Annotated in this window: 17 protein-coding genes; 11 read left to right on the top strand and 6 right to left on the bottom strand. The window is 66.2% G+C overall.

Annotated elements, in window-relative coordinates; all coding sequences use genetic code 11:
- Positions 1–2 precede the first annotated feature (2 nt).
- The 8 genes from rseP to lpxB all read left to right on the top strand — a co-directional run bounded on the left by rseP (position 3) and on the right by lpxB (position 7,890).
- Positions 3–1,346, top strand: coding sequence for an RIP metalloprotease RseP (gene rseP, locus M4578_RS05690; RefSeq protein WP_258092470.1), 1,344 nt, complete (start codon positions 3–5; stop codon positions 1,344–1,346).
- A 106-nt stretch (positions 1,347–1,452) separates the two neighbouring features.
- The gene (locus tag M4578_RS05685) at positions 1,453–1,584 is read left to right on the top strand and encodes a hypothetical protein (protein WP_258092550.1); all 132 of its coding nucleotides are present in this window, start codon (positions 1,453–1,455) and stop codon (positions 1,582–1,584) included.
- A gap of 80 nt (positions 1,585–1,664) precedes the next feature.
- Entirely contained in the window at positions 1,665–4,028 is a 2,364-nt protein-coding gene (bamA, locus tag M4578_RS05680; RefSeq protein WP_476748712.1) for an outer membrane protein assembly factor BamA, read from the top strand.
- Between the two features lies 1 nt (position 4,029).
- Positions 4,030–4,617, top strand: a complete 588-nt coding sequence (locus tag M4578_RS05675) for an OmpH/Skp family outer membrane protein (protein ID WP_258092468.1) — start codon at positions 4,030–4,032, stop codon at positions 4,615–4,617.
- Positions 4,618–4,689: 72 nt separating this feature from the next.
- A complete protein-coding gene (gene fabZ, locus M4578_RS05670) occupies positions 4,690–5,151 on the top strand; it encodes a 3-hydroxyacyl-ACP dehydratase FabZ (protein ID WP_258092467.1) in 462 nt (153 codons plus the stop codon).
- Positions 5,148–5,936, top strand: coding sequence for an acyl-ACP--UDP-N-acetylglucosamine O-acyltransferase (gene lpxA / locus M4578_RS05665; protein WP_258092466.1), 789 nt, complete (start codon positions 5,148–5,150; stop codon positions 5,934–5,936). Before fabZ ends, lpxA begins: the two co-directional genes overlap by 4 nt.
- A 5-nt stretch (positions 5,937–5,941) precedes the next feature.
- Entirely contained in the window at positions 5,942–6,724 is a 783-nt protein-coding gene (locus M4578_RS05660; RefSeq protein ID WP_258092465.1) for an LpxI family protein, read from the top strand.
- Complete coding sequence (gene lpxB, locus M4578_RS05655; protein ID WP_258092464.1) at positions 6,724–7,890, top strand: lipid-A-disaccharide synthase; 1,167 nt, start codon at positions 6,724–6,726, stop codon at positions 7,888–7,890. The genes M4578_RS05660 and lpxB overlap by 1 nt, the downstream gene beginning before the upstream one ends.
- A gap of 105 nt (positions 7,891–7,995) precedes the next feature.
- Here lpxB and M4578_RS05650 read toward each other — a convergent pair whose 3' ends face one another.
- On the bottom strand, positions 7,996–8,652 hold the full coding sequence (locus tag M4578_RS05650; protein ID WP_258092463.1) for an invasion associated locus B family protein: 657 nt from the start codon (positions 8,650–8,652) through the stop codon (positions 7,996–7,998).
- A gap of 405 nt (positions 8,653–9,057) precedes the next feature.
- Here M4578_RS05650 and M4578_RS05645 point away from each other — a divergent pair, with 405 nt between their 5' ends.
- Positions 9,058–10,644, top strand: a complete 1,587-nt coding sequence (locus M4578_RS05645; protein ID WP_258092462.1) for a DUF853 domain-containing protein — start codon at positions 9,058–9,060, stop codon at positions 10,642–10,644.
- 30 nt (positions 10,645–10,674) lie between these two features.
- Here the strand turns inward: M4578_RS05645 and M4578_RS05640 are convergent, their stop codons facing one another.
- The 5 genes from M4578_RS05640 to M4578_RS05620 form a co-directional block, all read right to left on the bottom strand.
- Positions 10,675–12,891: a hybrid sensor histidine kinase/response regulator gene (locus tag M4578_RS05640; RefSeq protein ID WP_258092461.1), complete on the bottom strand. Its 2,217-nt coding sequence runs from the start codon at positions 12,889–12,891 to the stop codon at positions 10,675–10,677.
- Positions 12,882–14,072, bottom strand: coding sequence for an FIST N-terminal domain-containing protein (locus M4578_RS05635; protein ID WP_258092460.1), 1,191 nt, complete (start codon positions 14,070–14,072; stop codon positions 12,882–12,884). The genes M4578_RS05640 and M4578_RS05635 overlap by 10 nt, the downstream gene beginning before the upstream one ends.
- Positions 14,073–14,105: 33 nt before the next feature.
- Positions 14,106–14,810: a response regulator gene (locus M4578_RS05630; RefSeq protein ID WP_258092459.1), complete on the bottom strand. Its 705-nt coding sequence runs from the start codon at positions 14,808–14,810 to the stop codon at positions 14,106–14,108.
- A gap of 84 nt (positions 14,811–14,894) precedes the next feature.
- Positions 14,895–15,011, bottom strand: coding sequence for an entericidin EcnA/B family protein (locus M4578_RS05625; protein ID WP_258092458.1), 117 nt, complete (start codon positions 15,009–15,011; stop codon positions 14,895–14,897).
- 39 nt (positions 15,012–15,050) lie between these two features.
- Positions 15,051–16,871 carry an extracellular solute-binding protein gene (locus tag M4578_RS05620; protein WP_258092457.1) on the bottom strand — a complete coding sequence of 607 codons (1,821 nt, stop codon included), beginning with the start codon at positions 16,869–16,871 and terminating at the stop codon, positions 15,051–15,053.
- A gap of 399 nt (positions 16,872–17,270) precedes the next feature.
- Between M4578_RS05620 and M4578_RS05615 the strand changes: the two genes are divergently transcribed.
- Both M4578_RS05615 and M4578_RS05610 read left to right on the top strand, forming a co-directional pair.
- Complete coding sequence (locus M4578_RS05615; protein ID WP_258092456.1) at positions 17,271–18,044, top strand: 3-hydroxybutyrate dehydrogenase; 774 nt, start codon at positions 17,271–17,273, stop codon at positions 18,042–18,044.
- A complete protein-coding gene (locus M4578_RS05610) occupies positions 18,041–18,370 on the top strand; it encodes a pentapeptide repeat-containing protein (RefSeq protein WP_258092455.1) in 330 nt (109 codons plus the stop codon). The genes M4578_RS05615 and M4578_RS05610 overlap by 4 nt, the downstream gene beginning before the upstream one ends.
- Positions 18,371–18,381 lie beyond the last annotated feature (11 nt).

Here is an 18,381-nt window from a genome sequence, read left to right as displayed (position 1 = left end):
TTTTGGACATCACTCAACTGATCCCGCAATTCGGAGGCCTGCTCTACACGCTGCTCGCCTTCGTCGTCGCGCTTTCGGTGATCGTGGCCATTCACGAATACGGCCATTACATCGTCGGGCGCTGGACCGGGATCGAGGCGGATGTCTTCTCTCTGGGCTTCGGGCCGGTGATCTGGTCGCGCTACGACAAGCGCGGCACGCGCTGGCAGATCGCCGCGCTTCCCTTTGGCGGCTATGTGAAATTCAAGGGCGATGCCAATGCCAGCGGCGGTGCCGACCTGGACGCGCTGTCGCATATGTCCAAGGAAGAGCTGCGCCACACGATGAACGGCGCGCCGGTCTGGGCGCGGGCGGCCACGGTGGCGGCGGGACCGCTGTTCAACTTCGCGCTGACCATCCTGCTGTTCACGGGCATCTACATGGTGCAGGGCAAGGTCACCGAACCTTTTACCGTGGGCGAGCTGCGCGCGCTGCCGGTGGCGCAGGACCTGCGCGAAGGGGATGTGATCCTCGAGATCGGCGGCGAACCGCTGCCCGATTTCACCGATGGCGAGGCGTTTGGCGCCTTCATGGAGGCGCTGCCGCATCAGCCGGTGCTGCCCTACACGGTCGAGCGCGCGGGGCAGGTGACCGAGGTCGGCGGCCCCTATGTCTATCCGCCCATCGCCACCCAGATCGTACCGCGCTCGGCGGCTTATGAGGCCGGGCTGGAGCCGGGCGACATCATTCTCGCCATCGACGGCGCGCAGGCCTATGCCTTTGAACAGCTCAAGGAAAAGGTCGAGGGCTCGGAAGGGGCGCCGCTGGCGCTGACCGTCTGGCGCGACGGCGCGGAACTGGCCATCGAACTGACCCCCAAGCGCACCGACGAACCGCTGCCGGACGGCGGCTATCACACCGTCTATCGCATCGGCATCATCGGCGGTCTGGCCTTCGAGCCGGCCACCGGCATGGTCGGGCCGTGGGAGGCGTTTTCGGGCGGGGTGCAGCGCACCTGGTCGATCGTCACCGGATCGCTCTCGGGGCTGTGGAACATGGTGGTGGGCAATATCTCGTCCTGCAACCTGTCGGGGCCCATCGGAATCGCCCAGACCTCGGGCGCCATGGCCAGCCAGGGCGGGCAGAGCTTCATCACCTTCATCGCCGTTCTGTCGACCGCTGTGGGGCTTTTGAACCTGTTTCCGGTGCCGGTGCTCGACGGCGGGCACCTGGTGTTCCACGCCTGGGAAGCGGTGCGCGGCCGGCCGCCTTCGGACCGGGCGCTGAACGTGATGATGTCGATCGGTCTGGTGCTGATCCTGGGGCTGATGGCCTTTGCGCTGACAAACGACCTGTTCTGTCCGTGATCGTTTCGCGCGTCTTCGGAAACTCTCGATTCTGCACGCGCAAACGCCCTAATTCAGCCACATTGGGGGCGTAGCAACATTCTGGAAACTTCTAACGATCCAGTGTGTGACCATGCAAACGATTCAGTCCGGATACCGCGGCCTCGGCCTTCTGTTCAGCATCAATTGGGATCGCCTGCTGTATATCGCCGCGATCACCTTCGCGTTGTATTTCGGCGCCTTTCTGGGATCGCTGTAACAGGGCCCGTCTTCGGCTTTTGACAAGCCTCCCCAATCCCGATACTCACGTTGAAAAATATGGCGGAGTGGATTGGCGGTATGACCGACGGGCTTTCGGGGGATAGGCTCCCGCGTGTTGCACGCATTTTCAAGACGAACGTGTCTCTCGCGGCAATTTCCGTCGCGTTTTCAATGGCTTTCACGGCGCTTCCCGCGCCGGTGATGGCGCAGACCTTTTCCTTCAGCAACGTGTCCATCGAGGGCAATCAGCGCATCGAGCCGGGCACCATTCTGAGCTATGCCGGAATCGCGCGCGGGGCGCCGGTTTCGGCCGCCCAGCTCAACGATGCCTACCAGCGGATTCTCGCCTCCGGCCTGTTCGAGAGCGTCGAGATCGTGCCGCAGGGAAACACGCTGGTGATCAAGGTGGTCGAGTTCCCGACGATCAACCGCATCGTCTTCGAGGGCAACCGCCGCATCAAGGACGAGGATCTCGAACAGATCGTCCGTTCGCAGTCGCGCCGCGTCTACAGCCCGCGTGTGGCCGAGCAGGACGCGCAGCTCATCGCCGACGCCTATACCCAGCAGGGCCGCATCGCGGCACGGGTGGCGCCGAAGCTGATCAAGCGCTCGGACAACCGCGTCGATCTGGTTTACGAGATCTTCGAAGGCGACGTGACCGAGATCGAGCGCATCGGCTTCGTCGGCAATTCGGCCTTTTCCGACCGCCGGCTGCGGCGGGTGCTCAGCACCAAGCAGGCGGGGCTTCTGCGGTCGATCATCCGCTCGGACACGTTCATCGAGGACCGCGTCGCCTTTGACCGCCAGCTCCTGCAGGATTTCTATGCCTCGCGCGGCTATGTCGATTTCCGCATCACCGGCGTGAACTCCGAGCTGGCCGAAGAGCGCAACGGATATTTCGTCACCTTCAACGTCGAAGAGGGGCAGCAGTTCGCCTTCGGCGAGGTCACCGTGGAATCGGATCTGCCCGAGGTCGATGCCGAGGCGTTCCGCCAGGTGATCAAGCTCAAGCCGGGCAAGACCTATTCGCCCGCGCTGGTCGAGAACGAGATCGCCCGGCTCGAGCGACTGGCGATCCAGGAAGGTCTGAACTTTGTGCGGGTCGAGCCGCGCGTGACCCGCAACGACCGCGACCTGACGCTGGACGTAGAATTCATGCTGACGCGCGGTCCGCGCGTCTTTGTCGAGCGCATCGACATCGAGGGCAACACCACCACGCTCGACCGCGTGGTGCGGCGCCAGTTCGACACCGCCGAGGGCGATCCCTTCAATCCGCGCGCGATCCGCGAGGCGGCCGAGCGCATCCGCGCGCTGGGGTATTTCGTCAATGCCGATGTGGAAGCGCGCGAGGGCACCTCGCCGCAGCAGGTCATCGTCGATGTGAACGTCGAAGAGCAGCCCACCGGCTCGCTGGGCTTTGGCGGCTCCTATTCGACGTCGAGCGGCTTTGGCGCGGCGATCTCGTTCCGCGAAAGCAACTTCCTCGGGCGCGGGCAGATCCTGTCGCTGGGCATCAATACCGCCGCGTCGGCGTCGAGCTACAGCTTCAACTTCGTCGAGCCGGCCTTTCTGGGCCGCGACGTGGCCTTCGGCATCGGGCTCAACTACAACGAGACCGACAACCGCTACGCCGATTACGATACCGCCGAAGGGGCGTTCCGCCCGAGCTTTGCCTTCCCGATCTCGGAGAACGGCCGCCTGCGGCTGAACTATACCGCGCGCTACACCGAGATCATGAACACCTCGGATGGCGATGCCGGCCAGATCATCCGCGCCGAAGAGGCCGAGGGCAGCCGCTTTGACAGCAGCTTCGGCTATACGTTCAGCTACGACACGCGGCGCACGGGCCTGAACCCCAACGCCGGGGTGTTGCTGGAGTTCGGCCAGGACATCGGCGGGCTGGGTGGCGACACCAGCTTTATCAAGACCAACCTGCGGGCTGTGGCGCAGACCAAGATCTGGAACGAAGAGGTCACGCTGCGGGCCTCCTTCGAAGCCGGCGCGCTGCATTACTCCAGCGGCGAGAGCCGTGTGACCGACCGTTACCGTCTGAGCGATTCCACCCTGCGTGGCTTCGAATACGGCGGCATCGGCCCGCGCGAATACAACCCCGCCACCGATGTGGACGATTCCCTTGGCGGCAACTTCTTTGCCGTGGCCCGGTTCGAGGCGGAATTCCCGCTCGGTCTGCCCGAGGAATACGGCATCAGCGGCGGCGTGTTCTACGACATCGGCTCGGTCTGGGGCCTGTCGGACATGACCAAGAGCGCGACCACCAACCAGATCCTCTATGACGAGTTCAGCGCCCGCCATGTGGTCGGCTTCTCGATCTTCTGGGATTCGGCCTTCGGTCCGCTGCGTCTGAACTTCTCGCAGCCCATGAAACGCGAGAAACACGACCGCGAGCAGAACTTCAGCCTGTCGGTCTCGACCGAGTTCTGAGATGGTCCGCGCGCTGAAGATCTGCGCGCTGGCTCTCGGTCTGGGCCTCGCCGGTTCGGTCGCCACCGCGCAGGACGCGGTGCGACCGGGGGTGGTGCAAAGCGCCATCCTGACCGTCGAGTTCGACCGTCTGTTCGCGGAAAGCGCCTATGGGCGGCGGGTGGCGGCGACGCTTGAGGAAGAGGGCGCGGCCATCGCGGCCGAGAACCGGCGCCTCGAGGCCGAGCTCACCGCCGAGGAAAAGGCACTGACCGAAAAACGCGCCACGCTCAGCCCGTCGGAATTCCGCGCGCTCGCCAGCGCCTTCGACGAGAAGGTGCAGGCGCTGCGCCGCGAGCAGGATGCCAAGGCGCGCGCGCTTGGCAATCTCTCCGAGGACCGGCGGCGGCAGTTCGTCACGGTGGTCGAGCCGGTGCTGGCGCGGCTCATGCGCGAGGCCGGGGCCGCGGTGATCCTCGACAAGCGCACGGTCTTTCTGGCGGCGGGGGTGATCGACATCACCGACACCGCCATTGCCCGCATCGACGCGGAAATCGGCGATGGCGGGGACGGCGGCGAAAGCGGGGTGCCCGCCGCGCCGCAGGAGTGACCTCCGCGCCGCTTGCCCCTTTGTCTCCGGATTGCTAGGGACAGGGCGACTTTGGGACATGAAAGGCCGAGAATGACCGAAACGCTGCTTTCCGCGGACATCCAGCTTATCCAGCGCATCCTGCCGCATCGCTACCCGTTCCTTCTGGTGGACAAGGTGGTCGAGATCGACGGGTATCAATCGGCGGTCGGCATCAAGAACGTCACCATGAACGAGCCGCATTTCCAGGGCCATTTCCCCGGTCTTCCGATCATGCCCGGGGTCACCATCATCGAGGCGATGGCGCAGACCTCGGCGGTGATGGTCGGTGTGGCGATGGATCTCGCCGACAAGGACCTGAAGGTCTATTTCATGGCCATCGACAAGTGCAAGTTCCGCCGCATGGTCAAGCCGGGCGACCAGCTTCGCATGAAGCTGACGACGCTGCGCGGCAAGCCGGGCGGCAAGATCTGGAAATTCGGCGGCGTCGCCGAGGTCGATGGCGAGATGGCCGCCGAGGCCGAATTCACCGCAATGATGGACCTGCCGTCGTGACCCAGACCTCGATCCACCCCAGCGCCTATGTCGAAGAGGGGGCGCAGATCGGCGAAGGCTGCCGCATCGGTCCCTTCTGCCATGTCGGTCCCGAGGTCGTTCTGGGGCCGCGGGTCGAGTTGAAATCGCATGTGGTGGTGAGCGGGGTCACCGAGATCGGCGAAGAGACGGTTGTCTTTCCCTTCGCGGTGATCGGCGAGATCCCGCAGGATCTCAAGTTCCGGGGCGAGACCACCCGGCTGGTGATCGGCAAGCGCAACCGCATCCGCGAGCATGTCACGATGAACTGCGGCACCGAAGGCGGTGGCGGCGTGACCCGGGTGGGCGATGACGGTCTGTTCATGGCGGGCTGCCATGTGGCCCATGACGCGCAGGTGGGCGATCGGGTGATCCTGGTGAACAACTCGGCGCTGGCGGGGCATTGCATCATCGAGGACGACGTGATCGTCGGCGGGCTGTCGGGGGTGCACCAATGGGTGCGCATCGGGCGCGGGGCGATCATCGGTGCGGTCACCATGGTGACCAATGACGTGATCCCCTACGGTCTGGTGCAGGCGCCGCGCGGCAAGCTCGACGGGCTGAACCTCGTGGGGCTCAAGCGCAAGGGCGTGAGCCGCGCCGACATCACCGCGCTGCGTGCCGCCTTCCAGATGCTGGCGCAAGGCGAAGGCGCCTTTGCCGACCGTGCCCGGCGGCTGGGCGACGAGACGCAAAGCGAGTATGTGCGCGAGATCGTCGCCTTCATCCTCGGCGACAGCGACCGCCATTTCCTGACGCCGGGCTAAGCCGGATGCTGGCGCTGATCGCAGGGCAGGGCGCCTTGCCCGGCGCGGTCGCGGAGGCCGCCGGAGAGGCGCCCCTCGTCTGCGCGCTGGATGGGTTTCCGCCCGACACGCTGCGCCCCGATCTGAGCTTCCGCCTCGAGACGCTGGGCACGCTGCTGGCGGAACTCAAGGTCCGCGGGGTCACGCGGCTTTGCATGTGCGGCGCGATCCGCCGCCCGCAGATCGACCCCGCCCGCATCGACGCCGCCACTGCGCCGCTGGTGCCGCTGCTGATGCAGGCCCTGCAACTCGGTGACGACGGCGCGCTGCGCGCGGTGATCGGGATTTTCGAGGCCGCAGGGATCGCGGTGATCGGCGCGCATGAGGCGGCGCCGGGCCTGCTGCCTGCGGCGGGTGTGCCGACGGAGGCGCAGCCCGGGTCCGACACTCCGGCGGAGGCTGCGCTTGGCGATACGGTGAGTGCCGCGCAGGCGGCGCAGGATCTGGGCCAGGCCTGCGTGATCCGGGGGGCGCAGGTGATTGCGCGCGAAGGCGAGGCCGGCACCGATGCGATGCTGGCCGCGCTGGCGCCCGGCGCGGGCGGGATCCTCTACAAAGCCGAGAAGCCGGGGCAGGAGCGCCGCGCCGATCTGCCGGTGATCGGGCCACGGACCGCCGAGGGCGTCATTCGCGCGGGGCTCGACGGGATCGTGATCTCGGCGGGCGGCGTGATGGTGCTCGACCGCGACAAAACCCTCGCGGCGCTCGACGCGGCGGGCAAATTCCTCTGGGTGCGGGAGCGCGGCTGATGCGGGTCTTTATCACCGCCGGAGAGCCTTCGGGCGACAAGCTGGGCGCGGCGCTGATGGAGGGGCTGCGCAAGCGCGTGCCGGAGGTGCAGTTCACCGGGATCGGCGGCGAGCGGATGATCGGGCAGGGGCTCCACAGCCTCTTTCCCATGGACGAGATCAGCGTCATGGGCATCACCGAGATCCTGCGCCAGTACGGGGCGCTCAAGGCCCGTATTCGGCAGACCGCCGAGGCGATCGTGGCGGCGAAACCGGATGTGCTGATCACCGTCGACCTGCCGGAGTTTTCGCTGCGCGTGGCGAAGCTGGTCAAAGCCTCCTCCGACATCCGCGTGGTGCATTACGTGGCACCGACGGTCTGGGCCTGGCGTCCGGGCCGCGCGGCAAAGATGGCGGCGCATGTGGATCAGGTGCTGGCGCTGTTGCCCTTCGAACCGCCCTATATGGAGGCTGCGGGGATGCGCTGCGATTTCGTCGGCCATCCGGTGGTGACCGAAGCGCAGGCCAGCCCCGCCGAAGAGGCGCAGTTCCGCCTGCGCCACGGCATCGGCGATGCGCCGATGGCGCTGATCCTGCCGGGCTCGCGCCGCTCCGAAGTGTCGCGGCTGGCGCCGGTGTTCGGTGCGGTGGCAGCGCGGCTGCACGCGGACCGCCCCGAGCTGCGGCTGGTGGTTCCCGCGGCGCAGCCGGTGGCGCCGATGGTGCAGGAGCTCTGTGCCGGCTGGCCCGGCGCGCCGCTGATCCTCGATCCGCGCCACCTAGGCGATGCGGCGGCGGCCGAGAAACGGGCGGCGTTTGCGGCGGCGGATGTGGCGCTGGCGGCTTCGGGCACGGTCTCTCTGGAGCTGGCGGCGGCGGGCACGCCGATGGTGGTGGCCTATGACATGGGCTGGCTGTCGCGGCAGATCATCGGGCGGATGCTGCGGGTGGACACGGTCACGCTGGTCAATCTGGTCTCCGAGACCCGCGTCGTGCCGGAATTCATCGGCAAGGCCTGCCGCCCCGATCCGATCGCGACAGAGCTGTTGCGGGTACTGGATGCCCCGCAGGAGCAGGCCCGGGCGATGCGGCTCACCATGGAGCGGCTGGGCCGTGGCGGCCCGCCGCCCGGAGACCGCGCCGCCGAGGCGGTGCTGGCGGGGCTGGCCGAGGCCGGCCGGGGCTGAGCCCGGTCACGACGGCAGCCCGGCACCAGGGCGCAATACCACGCATAAGAAAGGGCCGCGAAGGTCATCCCCTCGCGGCCCCGGTCGGTATCCCGGATACAGCGCTTACTGGCGCAGTGCCGAGCTTTCCTCATAGGCGGCGGTGAAGCCCGACAGCGACATCTCCAGCTCGACCTTCTGGTCGGGTGCGAGCGCCGGCACGATGGTCACCTTGGCGGTATTGCCGGCGCGGAACCGGGCGATGTCGTCGCCGGTGAAGCCGACGCGCGCATAGCAGCCCACCGGGGTGCAGAAGGAGAAATCATAGCGCTTGGCCTGGCCGCCATCGACCGAGATGCTGAGCTTTTGCGTCAGCAGGGTCTCGAGCGGCACGACAAAAGTGCCGCCTGCCGCGACCTGGCCGCCATTCTCCAGCCGGAAGACGCTGACCTCGGCGACATTGCCGCCGTTGCCGTCCTTGAGAAGCTGGTACATCTGGCAGGGGTCTTCGGCATCCGTACCGGCGGGCACCTTGAGGCACTGCAACTGCCAGTCGCCATGGGTGGCCTTGATGTAGGTTTCGGGCTGCTGCTGCTGCGGTGCGGCCTCTGTCGTGGTTTCGGGCTCACCCAGCGTCAGACCGCCACCGATGTTGCTGCCGCCTGCGGGGGCGCTTTCTTCGGTGTCTGCGGTGGTCTGGCCTGCGTCCTGGGCCAGCGCGGGTGCGGCGGCAAGGCTTGCCAGCATCGGCAATGCCCACAGGACGGAAAGCGGTCTGGTCATGGAAACTCCCCTAAGCTCTGGTCTTGGTCCCCGCCCGATTATCACGGTGCCGCGGCGGTGTCAGGCCAGAAAAACCTTGCCTGGACACAGTGGCGAAAAGCCGCGAGAGGGGGGGCGAAAAAGAGAAAAGGGACCGAACGGTCCCTTCCCCCTTGCTCCCTGCCGGACCGGCCGGCTTTGTCATTGGCCGAACGCTACGAAACTCTTTTGCAACGGTCAACAGGGTTTCTCACGCTTCCGCGATCACTTTTTGCAGAAAAAGGCCGCACCCGAAGGGCGCGGCCAGTCTGACAGGGAGGAAGTCTGCCCGAAGCAGGAGAGGACATGTTGCTTCGGACAAAATGGATACTGGCATCAAATGGTTAAGAATGTATGCTCCGCGGCGCGCGCTTGTGGAGGTGAGGCATGGAAAACGGCGTTTTTATAGGCGGTGGCGGCGATGCCTATGGGGAAAAGCAGTATCTGGCGCTAAAATATGCAAACCGGCACGGGCTGGTGGCCGGCGCCACCGGCACGGGCAAGACGGTGACGCTACAGATCCTGGCCGAAGGTTTTTCCAACGCCGGCGTGCCGGTGTTCCTGTCCGATGTGAAGGGCGATCTGTCGGGGCTCGCGCGACCGGGCGCCGAGACGGGCAAGCTGCATGGCGCCTTCATGGAGCGCAACGGCAAGATCGGCTTTGACGATTTCGCCTATCAGGGCTTTCCGGCGGTGTTCTGGGATCTCTTCGGCGCGCAGGGCCACCCGGTACGCACCACCGTGGCTGAGATGGGACCCTTGCTGCTGGCGCGTCTGCTGGAGCTGAGCGAGGCGCAGGAGGGCATTCTCAACATCGCCTTTCGTCTGAGCGACGAACAGGGGCTGCCGCTGCTCGATCTCAAGGATCTTCAGGCGCTGCTGGTCTGGGTGGGCGAAAACGCCAAGGAGCTGAGCCTGCGCTACGGCAATATCTCCACCGCCTCGGTGGGTGCGATCCAGCGGCGGCTTCTGGTGCTGGAAAACCAGGGCGGAACCAAGCTGTTCGGCGAGCCGGCGCTGGATCTGGCCGATCTGATGCGCGTCGATGCGGAGGGGCGCGGGCAGGTCAATATCCTTGCCGCCGACGCGCTCATGGCCTCGCCACGCCTTTACGCGACCTTCCTGCTCTGGCTGCTCTCCGAGCTTTTCGAGGAACTGCCCGAGGTCGGCGATCCGGACAAACCCAAGCTGGTCTTCTTCTTCGACGAGGCGCATCTGCTTTTCGACGACGCGCCCCGGGCGCTGGTCGACAAGGTCGAGCAGGTGGCGCGGCTCATCCGGTCCAAGGGGGTGGGGGTGTATTTCATCACCCAGAACCCCGACGACATTCCCGAGGACATCCTCGGCCAGCTCGGCAACCGCGTGCAGCATGCGCTGCGCGCCTTCACCGCGCGCGACAAGAAGGCGCTGCGCATGGCCGCCGAGACCTATCGCCCGAACCCCGCCTTCGACACCGAAGAGGCGATCCGCGAGGTCGGCACGGGCGAGGCGGTGACCTCGATGCTGCAAAAGAAGGGCGTGCCGGGCATCGTGCAGCGGACGCTCATCCGGCCGCCGTCCTCGCAGCTCGGGCCGATTACGGCCACGGAGCGGGCGGCGGTGATGGCCGGCTCTGCGCTTGCGGGCAAATACGACGAGACGCTCGACCGCAAATCCGCCTACGAGATCCTGATGGCCCGGGCCGAGGCGGCGGCGAAAGCCGCCGAAGAGGCCGAGCGCAAGGCGGAGGAGGGCTCGCAAGAGACCGAGGACGCTTCCGAGATGATCCGCGAATACAATCGCGCCCGTCGCTACGATCCGACCCCGCGCGCCACGCCGCCGCGCAAACCCGCCACCAAGCGCAGCAGCACCCGCTATTCGGCCCCCAATTCCATCGGCGAGGCGCTGGGGCAGGCGGTGCTCAAGGAACTGTCCGGCACCACCGGCAAACGCATCGTCCGCGGCATCCTGGGCTCGCTCTTTAAGGCGCGCTGAGAGGGCGGGGCAGGGCGGACCGGCGGCGGCTCACTCCGCCGCCAGCACCCCGCGCGCCACCGCGTCGAAGAACCGGCCCAGCCGGTGCCGGTCCACCGGTTTCATCAGCAGCTCGATCTCCAGCGTCGCGCAGTCCTCGCGCAGCGCGGCAGAGCGGTCCGCCGAGACGATGGCGCAGGGCAGGCGGCCCAGCCGCGCGGTGATCTCGCGGAACAGCCCGGTCCCGGTCAGCCCCGGACCAAGCTGATAATCCAGCAGCAGCGCGTCCGGCGTCAGCTCCAGATCCTCCAGCAGCAGCAACGCGCTTTCCGCGTCTTCCGCCTCGATCACGCTGACCCCCCAGCTTTCCATCAGCACCGTGATCGCCCGCCGAAGCTGCGGCTCGTTCTCCACCAGCAGCACGATTAGCCCGGCCTGCGCCAGCCCCACCGGCCGTGCCGGGCCCGAGGCCGCCGGCCGCGCCGGCGCGGTCGCGCCCACCACCGGCAGGCTCACCATGAAACACGATCCGCGCCCGGGCTCGGACCAGAGCCCCAGCGGATGGCCCAGCCGCGCGCAGGCGCGCTCCACGATGGCCAGCCCCAGCCCCAGCCCGTCATTGCTCGACGCGCGGGTGTCGAGCCGCCGGAATTCCTCGAAGATCGCCGACTGGTCCTCTTCGGCGATGCCGGGTCCGCTGTCCCAGACCTCGATCCGCGCGGTGCCGCCGCGCCGCCGCACGCCCACCACCACGCGCCCGCGCTCGGTGTAGCGGATCGCGTTGGCCACGAGGTTCTGCACCACCCGGCGCAGATAGCCCGGATCGGTCTCGACCGTCAGCGCGCTGTCGATCATCCGCAGCCGCAGCCCCTTGCGCGCCGCCAGAACCTCCATCTCGTCGCGCAGCGGCTGAAAGATCTCGCGCAGTGCCACCGGCCGGATGTCGAATTTCAGCCCGTCCGACTCCAGCTTCGAGATGTCGAGCAGCGCGTCGATCAGGTGCTCCGCCGAGGTCAGCGCCGATTCCGTCTTGTCCAGAACCGCCCGGTCGGCGGCATTGGCGCAGCGGTCGGCGAGCGACGAGACAAAGAGCTTCGCCGCCGAGAGCGGTTGCAGCAGATCGTGGCTGGCTGCCGCGACAAAGCGCGATTTCGAGGCATTGGCCCGCTCCGCCGCCGACAGCGCGTCCTCCAGCTCCAGCGTGCGCTCCATCACCCGCTGTTCCAGCATCTCGTTGACCTCGGTCAGCCGCCGCGCCGCCTCGCGCTCGGCGGTGACATCGGTGCAAGAGAACAGGAATCCGCCATCGGGCATGCCGCGTCCGAAGACCTGCAGGACGACATTGCCGTCGCGCGTCAGCTCAAAGCTGATCGGGCCGCGATGGCCGTCCGTCGCGGCCCAGCGGCGGAAACAGTCGCGGTCGCTGTTATAGGTAAAGGTCAGCTCCTGCTCCAGCCGCTCGAGCAGCCCGGAAAAGGAGGCGCCCAGATGCAGCCGCCGCGCGGTGAGGTTGAGCAGCGTGCCGATCTTCTCGTTCCAGGCCACCAGCCGGGCGTTCTCGTCGAAGATGCAGACCCCCTGATCGAGATGATCGAGCGTGGCCCGGATCATCCGCGTCTGCTTGTCCTTGAGCTTCAGCCGCTCCTGCCGCTCCAGCCGGATGATGTCGGTCACATCGGTCTGCAGAACCACGGTGCCGCCATTGGCGGTGCGATGCTCGGAGACCTGCAGCCAGCGGTCCTGACCGTGGCGCACGTTGAACAGCACCCGCCGGTCGGTGTGCTTGCGCATCCGGTCCTCGGCCCAGGCCCCGGCGCTGATGCCCTCGGGCAGCGACAGGTAACGCGAGCGGCTCACCCGGTCCACATAGCCCGCAAACGGCAGGCCGGGGCGCAGATCGCGCACCGTGTCGCGGAAATCGCGGCAGAAGCGCGAGTTGCACATCACCAGGATGTCGGTGCCATCGAACAGTGCAAAGCCCTCGGAAACGGTTTCGATGGCATCCGCGAGGTTGCGCCGTGCGGCCTCGGTCTCGTCATTGGCGCGGGCGAGCTGGGCATTGGACTCGTGCAGCAGGTTCAGCGTGCGCTCGAGCTCCAGGGTCCGTTCGCGCACCCGTTTCTCCAGCAGCGCGGCGCGTTCGAACTGGGCATAGGCCTCGCCCGATTGCGAATGGCCGTGCTCCACATGGTTCATCAGCGCCTCGGCGATGCGCTGGAGCTTCTCGTTCTGCCGTTCGAGCGAATCCGCCGGGTTGATCAGCGACATTCCGGCGCCTCCTCCTCGTCGGGTGGGTAGAAGGCGACCCCGGTCAGGGTCTGGTTCACATGCAGCGCGCCGAACTGCTCGCCATAGGTGTTGAACCCCACCACATTGTGTTTCGACAGGATGTCCGAAATCGCCCGGGTCTGCTGGAACTGCCCGGCCTCGACCCGGCGCAGCAGGCAGTCGCAGCCCAGGATCTGCGCCGCGCCCCGCTCGGAGGACAGCGCGGCCAGCCCCTCGTCGAGATGCCGGGCCATGTCCTGATGTTCGGCGAGGGTCAGCACCATGCCCTCGTCGATGGCCGAGAAGAAGACGAGGCTGCCGTCCTCGTCCACCTTCTGGATCGAGCGCACATGGTGGCTGTCGCCCAGCCGCACCACCACCGGATGCGCGGCAAAGGTGAAGGTGTCGAGCTGGTTGGGATCCTTGCCAAGTAGCCTTGCGTATTCGGCGGCGGCGGGCTCGGCGTTGATCTCCTGCACGATGCGGCGGTCGGGGTCGGCGCGGGTCACCACCATGCGGGTGCCGGTGGGCAGCAGGTGGTCGAGGCTGAACACCTTGACCGGGCAGCGCGAGCGCACCAGCGCCAGCAGCGCCGCGTTGCGCCGCACGACGCCGTTATGCGACAGCCAGGTGGTGGCGAAATCGACCCCGTCGCCGGTGGAGCCGCCGAAAAGCGGCATCGGCCCCATGCCCGAGGCCAGGATCGAGGCGACGTTCTCTTCCTGCAAGGACAGCCCGTCGACCAGAAGAAAGGCGAATTCTGCGCCCTTGTCGGGGGCGGCGATGTTCAGCGCCATCCGGCGTTGGATGATCTTGTCGATCATCGTGCGGTCGTCGAGCGAATCCAGATCGTCGATGGCGAAGGCATCGACCGAGAACAGCGCCGCAGGAAAGCCCACCGCGATGATCTGGCCCTCTTCATAGCCCTGGCGGCCGATTTCGCCGGCGGTGGTGCAGGCAAAGACCTCGGCCCCGCCGAAGGCGCCGATGGCGGACACGTTCAGCGCGGTGAAATCCGCCTGCGGCGATGCGAAGAGACACACAAGCGCAAAAGGCCCGGAGCCAAGCTGCTCCGAGATCGCGGTGATCGGGTCCGGGGCGCCGCAGCAGACCTGCGCGACACGCAGGGCACCGGCCCGATATGTCTCCTCCCCTGCGGAGCCAGTCTGTGCTCCGTCCAATACATCGTCCTTTTTGCCGACGTGCCCGGCAGATTACGGCGCGGCGCCCTCGCTTGGCAAGACCCGGGCGAAACGCGCCTCCTGTGCAATCAGCACGGCCTGGGTGCGGCTGTGCACCCCCAGCTTGCGCATGATCGCGGTGACATGTGCCTTGACCGTGGTCTCGGCGATCGAGAGATCGTAGGCGATCTGCTTGTTGAGCTTGCCTTCGCAGATCAGCGACAGGATGCGCGCCTGCTGGTTGGTGAGCGAGGACAGCCGCGCCAGCGCGTCGTCGGGTCCGGGATCGTTGCCCGGCGCGTGCGGGTCGATATAGCCGTCGGGCACAAAGGCTTCGCCCCGCGCGACCGTTTCCAGGGCGCGGTTGAACACTGCGCGCTGCGAATGTTTCGGCACAAAACCGTTCGCCCCGGCCTTGAGCGCGTGCGAGATCATCCGGTTGTCGGCCATCGAGGAGGCGATGAGGATCGCCGCCCTGGGGGCCGCGGTGCGCAGCCGCACCAGCCCGTCGAGCCCGTTCACATCGGGCAGGTTCAGGTCGAGGATGATCAGCCCGGGCGCGCCTTCCTGCGCCGCGATCTCGAGCGCCCGTTCCAGCGTGCCGGCGGTGGCGATCTCGTCGAAATCGGCGATGGATTGCAGCGTCAGGGTCAGCGCATCGCAAAACAGCGGGTGATCATCGACCACCAGTGCCCGGTTCGGACCGGATTCGGACAGGATATGTGCAGGTTCCGTCATGCCGCCGCTCTCTTCTCCGCTCGTGTGCTACAGGATAGCGCGGCGGCGCGGCTGCGTAACGTGCCAAAAGGTCGGAGAGCGGGGTCAGAACCAGCTCTGTACCGTGCGCGAGGCCGCCGACACATCCTGACCGATGCCATCGACCGTGCCGCAGCCCGCCAGACCCGCGGCCAGCGCCGCCAGAAGAATCACCTGTTTCATCGTGTATGCTCGTTTTTTGGTTGCTGTTATCTTAAGGGATCAGTTCTCTTCCCACCACCACGCGTTCGGCTGCCAATCGATCCAGTCGCCATAGACAGGCACATGCGCGGGGTAGTGCAGTTCTTTCACATGGGCGATGCGCGAGACGTTCCACTGATAGATCGGGATCACGTAACGCCCGGTGGTCAGGATGCGGTCGAGCGCGCGCGCGGCGGCGAGGAAATCCTCGCGGCTCTCGGCGTTCAGCAGCACGTCGATCATCGCATCGGCGGCGGGCGATTTCATCCCCATCAGGTTGCGCGACCCCTGCTGATCCGCCGCCGCGCTGCCCCAATAGAGCCGTTGCTCGTTGCCGGGGCTGAGCGACAGACCGCGCCGGAAGAAGGTCATGTCGAAATCGAAGCCGTTGATGCGCTCGTTATATTGCGCCGGGTCGATCACGGTCACCTGCGGCGCGATCCCCATGCGTGTCAGCGCCTGTGTGAAGATGTCGATGATCGACTGTTCCTCGCCCGCGCCCTGGCTCAGCACGATCTCGAACGTAAAAGGCCGGCCCTCGGCGTTGCGCATGGTGCCGTCCTGCACCGTCCAGCCGGCCTCCTCCATAAGCGCCATGGCGGCGCGGAGATTGGCGCGGTTGCGCGCGCTGCCGTCGCCCTCGGGCAGCGCATAGCCGTCGAGCGCGCCGGGCAGCAGCGTGTCGGCGAAGGGCTCGAGCAGCGCGCGCACGCGGCCGGTGGCGGGGCCCGCCTGCATGCCCAGTTCGGAATTCGAGAAATAGGAGGCGATGCGCGACTGCTTCGAGCCGGTCATCGTCTCGTTGATATATTCGAAGTTGAAGGCGTGCAGCATGGCGTCGCGCACGCGCCAGTCGGCAAAGGCGCCGTGGCGGGTGTTCATGACGAAACCGGTCATACCGGTGGGGCGGCCATGGGCAATCTCGGATTTCACCACATCGCCGCGCTGCACGGCAGGGAAATCATACTGCGTTTCCCATTTCTCGGCGTTGTTCTCGCGGATCGAATTCAGCGCGCCCGCCTTGAACGCCTCGAACTGCACGGTGCCGTCGCCGAAGAACTCCATGCGGATCTCGTCGAGATTGGCCTGGCCTTTCATGAAGGGCAGATCCTTGCCCCAGTAATCGGGGTTGCGCTTGAGCGAGACGTAGCGGCCCGCCTCGAACGCGTCGATCACATAAGGGGCGGTGGTGATCGGCACCACATCCAGCCCGCTGGAGGCGAAATCCTTGCCCTCCCATTGCGCTTTCTTGAGGATCGGGCGCATCCCGATGAGCAGCGCCAGCTCCCGGTCCTCGACATTGAAGGTGAAGCGGAGCGAGCGCGGCCCGGTCTGCTCCATGCTCTCGATCTTCTCCCACGAGCCGCGATAGCGCGGGTGACCCTCGGTGCCGAGGGTCTCGTAGCTCCACATGACGTCCTCGACGGTGACGGGGCTGCCATCGGAGAATCGCGCGTCTTCCCGCAAGGTAAACTCAACCCACTCGCGATTCGGGCCGGTCTCGATGGATTCGGCCAGCAGACCGTAAAGGGTAAAGGGTTCGTCCCAGCTCCGGCCCATGAGGCTTTCATAGGCCAGGAAGCGAAGCTGCCAGGGCACCGAGCCCTTGAGGATATGCGGATTGAGGCTGTCGAAGCTGCCCACCTCGCCGGTGACGATGCGCCCGCCCTTGGGGGCATCGGGGTTGGCATAGGGCAGGTGATCAAAATCTGGGGGCAGGGCAGGGGCGCCATACATAGCTATGCCATGCTGCGGCTCGGCCCAGGCGAATCCCGAAAGGCCGAGTCCCAGCGTCAAAAGCGCCGTGCCGAGCGTGCGGCGGCGGAAAAAATCAGCCATCATTTTCGAAACAATCCCAATCTGCCCTTGTTTTCTTGGGTCCGGAGCGTACCGGGGCTTTTACGTCTTTTCAAACTTTTAGCTTGGACTCCGGCGGAGAAGCGCGTATAAAGAGGGCACTGCTCGATAGGTTTCTTGCCTGTATGAAACCTGCCTCAATGACTGAACGCCGGCCTCGTGCCGGCGTTTTTTTTGGGTTTCACGCCATCTTTGCTGTGCCGCTGGTGGCCGGGGGGCCGGTGCCCGGACCCGTACCGGCCCTGCGCCGTGTAAGCGGGTCGGTGCCGCGGGTCCAATCCCGAAACCGTGAACGCGGAGGCGGGAACCCGCGCGTCAAAAGCCCCCTTATCTTGCAGGTGCAGCATGGTATGCTGCCCGCAAATCATTGAGGAGTTTTCCACCATGTCGCTCAAAGGCAAAACCGCCATCGTCACCGGGTCGAATTCCGGCATCGGTCTGGGCGTCGCGCGCGAACTGGCGCGGGCCGGGGCCGCGGTCGTCCTGAACTCGTTCACCGACCGCGACGAGGATCACAAGCTGGCCGAGGATATGGGCCGCGAATTCGGCGTCGATGTCCGCTATATCAAGGCCGATATGTCCAAGGGCGACGAATGCCGCGCGCTGATCGAACAGGCGGGCGCCTGCGACATCCTGGTGAACAACGCCGGCATCCAGCACGTGGCGCCGATCGACGAATTCCCGGTCGAGACCTGGGACCGCATCATCGCGATCAACATGAACTCGGCCTTCCATTGCACCGCCGCCGCACTGCCGCTGATGCGCCAGGCCGGCTGGGGCCGGGTGGTGAACATCGCCTCGGCGCACGGGCTGACCGCCTCGCCCTACAAATCCGCCTATGTCTCGGCCAAGCACGGCGTGGTGGGCATGACCAAGGTGGTGGCGCTGGAGACGGCGAAAGAGCAGATCACCTGCAACGCGATCTGCCCGGGCTATGTGCTGACCCCGCTGGTCGAGGCGCAGATCCCCGACACCGCCAAGGAATACAACATGACCGAGGAAGAGGTGGTCGAACAGGTGATCCTGCAACGCCAGCCCTCCAAGGAATTCGCCACCGTCGAACAGATCGGCGGCACGGCGGTGTTCCTGTGTTCCGACGCGGCAGCGCAGATCACCGGCACCACGATCAGCGTGGACGGCGGCTGGACGGCGCTTTGAGCGGCGAGGCCGAGGCGGGGCGCGACCGGCTCGAGATCGACAATATGTATCTCTGCGGGTCGCGCTTCAGCCGCGTGAGCCTGAAGGGCGCGGATTTTTCGGAATCCGTGCTCGCGGGCGCTCGGTTCAACGATGTGAACATGGCGGGCGTCCTGGTGGAGAATGTCACGCTCGCCGAGGGACGGTTCGCCAATGTCTCGTTTCAGGGGGCCGAGATCAGCAACGCCAACCTGACGGGGCTGGCGATCACCGACGCCAATCTCGAGGGGATGACGATCAACGGTATTCCGGTGACCGCATTGCTCGAGAAATGGGAACAGGGATGAGGCGCGATTCC

This window comes from Salipiger pentaromativorans (genome assembly GCF_024721115.1).
Classification (GTDB): Bacteria; Pseudomonadota; Alphaproteobacteria; order Rhodobacterales; family Rhodobacteraceae; genus Salipiger; species Salipiger pentaromativorans.
The sequence above is the reverse complement of the archived record's forward strand: the minus strand, read 5'-3'. Positions and strand labels throughout refer to the sequence as shown.

Excerpts from the sequence above, each read along its gene's own strand:
- bamA (WP_476748712.1), top strand. The coding sequence starts at position 1,665 with ATGACCGACGGGCTTTCGGGGGATAGGCTCCCGCGTGTTGCACGCATT.
- M4578_RS05675 (WP_258092468.1), top strand. The coding sequence starts at position 4,030 with ATGGTCCGCGCGCTGAAGATCTGCGCGCTGGCTCTCGGTCTGGGCCTC.
- fabZ (WP_258092467.1), top strand. The coding sequence starts at position 4,690 with ATGACCGAAACGCTGCTTTCCGCGGACATCCAGCTTATCCAGCGCATC.
- M4578_RS05660 (WP_258092465.1), top strand. The coding sequence starts at position 5,942 with ATGCTGGCGCTGATCGCAGGGCAGGGCGCCTTGCCCGGCGCGGTCGCG.
- lpxB (WP_258092464.1), top strand. The coding sequence starts at position 6,724 with ATGCGGGTCTTTATCACCGCCGGAGAGCCTTCGGGCGACAAGCTGGGC.
- M4578_RS05650 (WP_258092463.1), bottom strand. The coding sequence starts at position 8,652 with ATGACCAGACCGCTTTCCGTCCTGTGGGCATTGCCGATGCTGGCAAGC.
- M4578_RS05645 (WP_258092462.1), top strand. The coding sequence starts at position 9,058 with ATGGAAAACGGCGTTTTTATAGGCGGTGGCGGCGATGCCTATGGGGAA.
- M4578_RS05640 (WP_258092461.1), bottom strand. The coding sequence starts at position 12,891 with ATGTCGCTGATCAACCCGGCGGATTCGCTCGAACGGCAGAACGAGAAG.
- M4578_RS05630 (WP_258092459.1), bottom strand. The coding sequence starts at position 14,810 with ATGACGGAACCTGCACATATCCTGTCCGAATCCGGTCCGAACCGGGCA.
- M4578_RS05625 (WP_258092458.1), bottom strand. The coding sequence starts at position 15,011 with ATGAAACAGGTGATTCTTCTGGCGGCGCTGGCCGCGGGTCTGGCGGGC.
- M4578_RS05620 (WP_258092457.1), bottom strand. The coding sequence starts at position 16,871 with ATGATGGCTGATTTTTTCCGCCGCCGCACGCTCGGCACGGCGCTTTTG.
- M4578_RS05615 (WP_258092456.1), top strand. The coding sequence starts at position 17,271 with ATGTCGCTCAAAGGCAAAACCGCCATCGTCACCGGGTCGAATTCCGGC.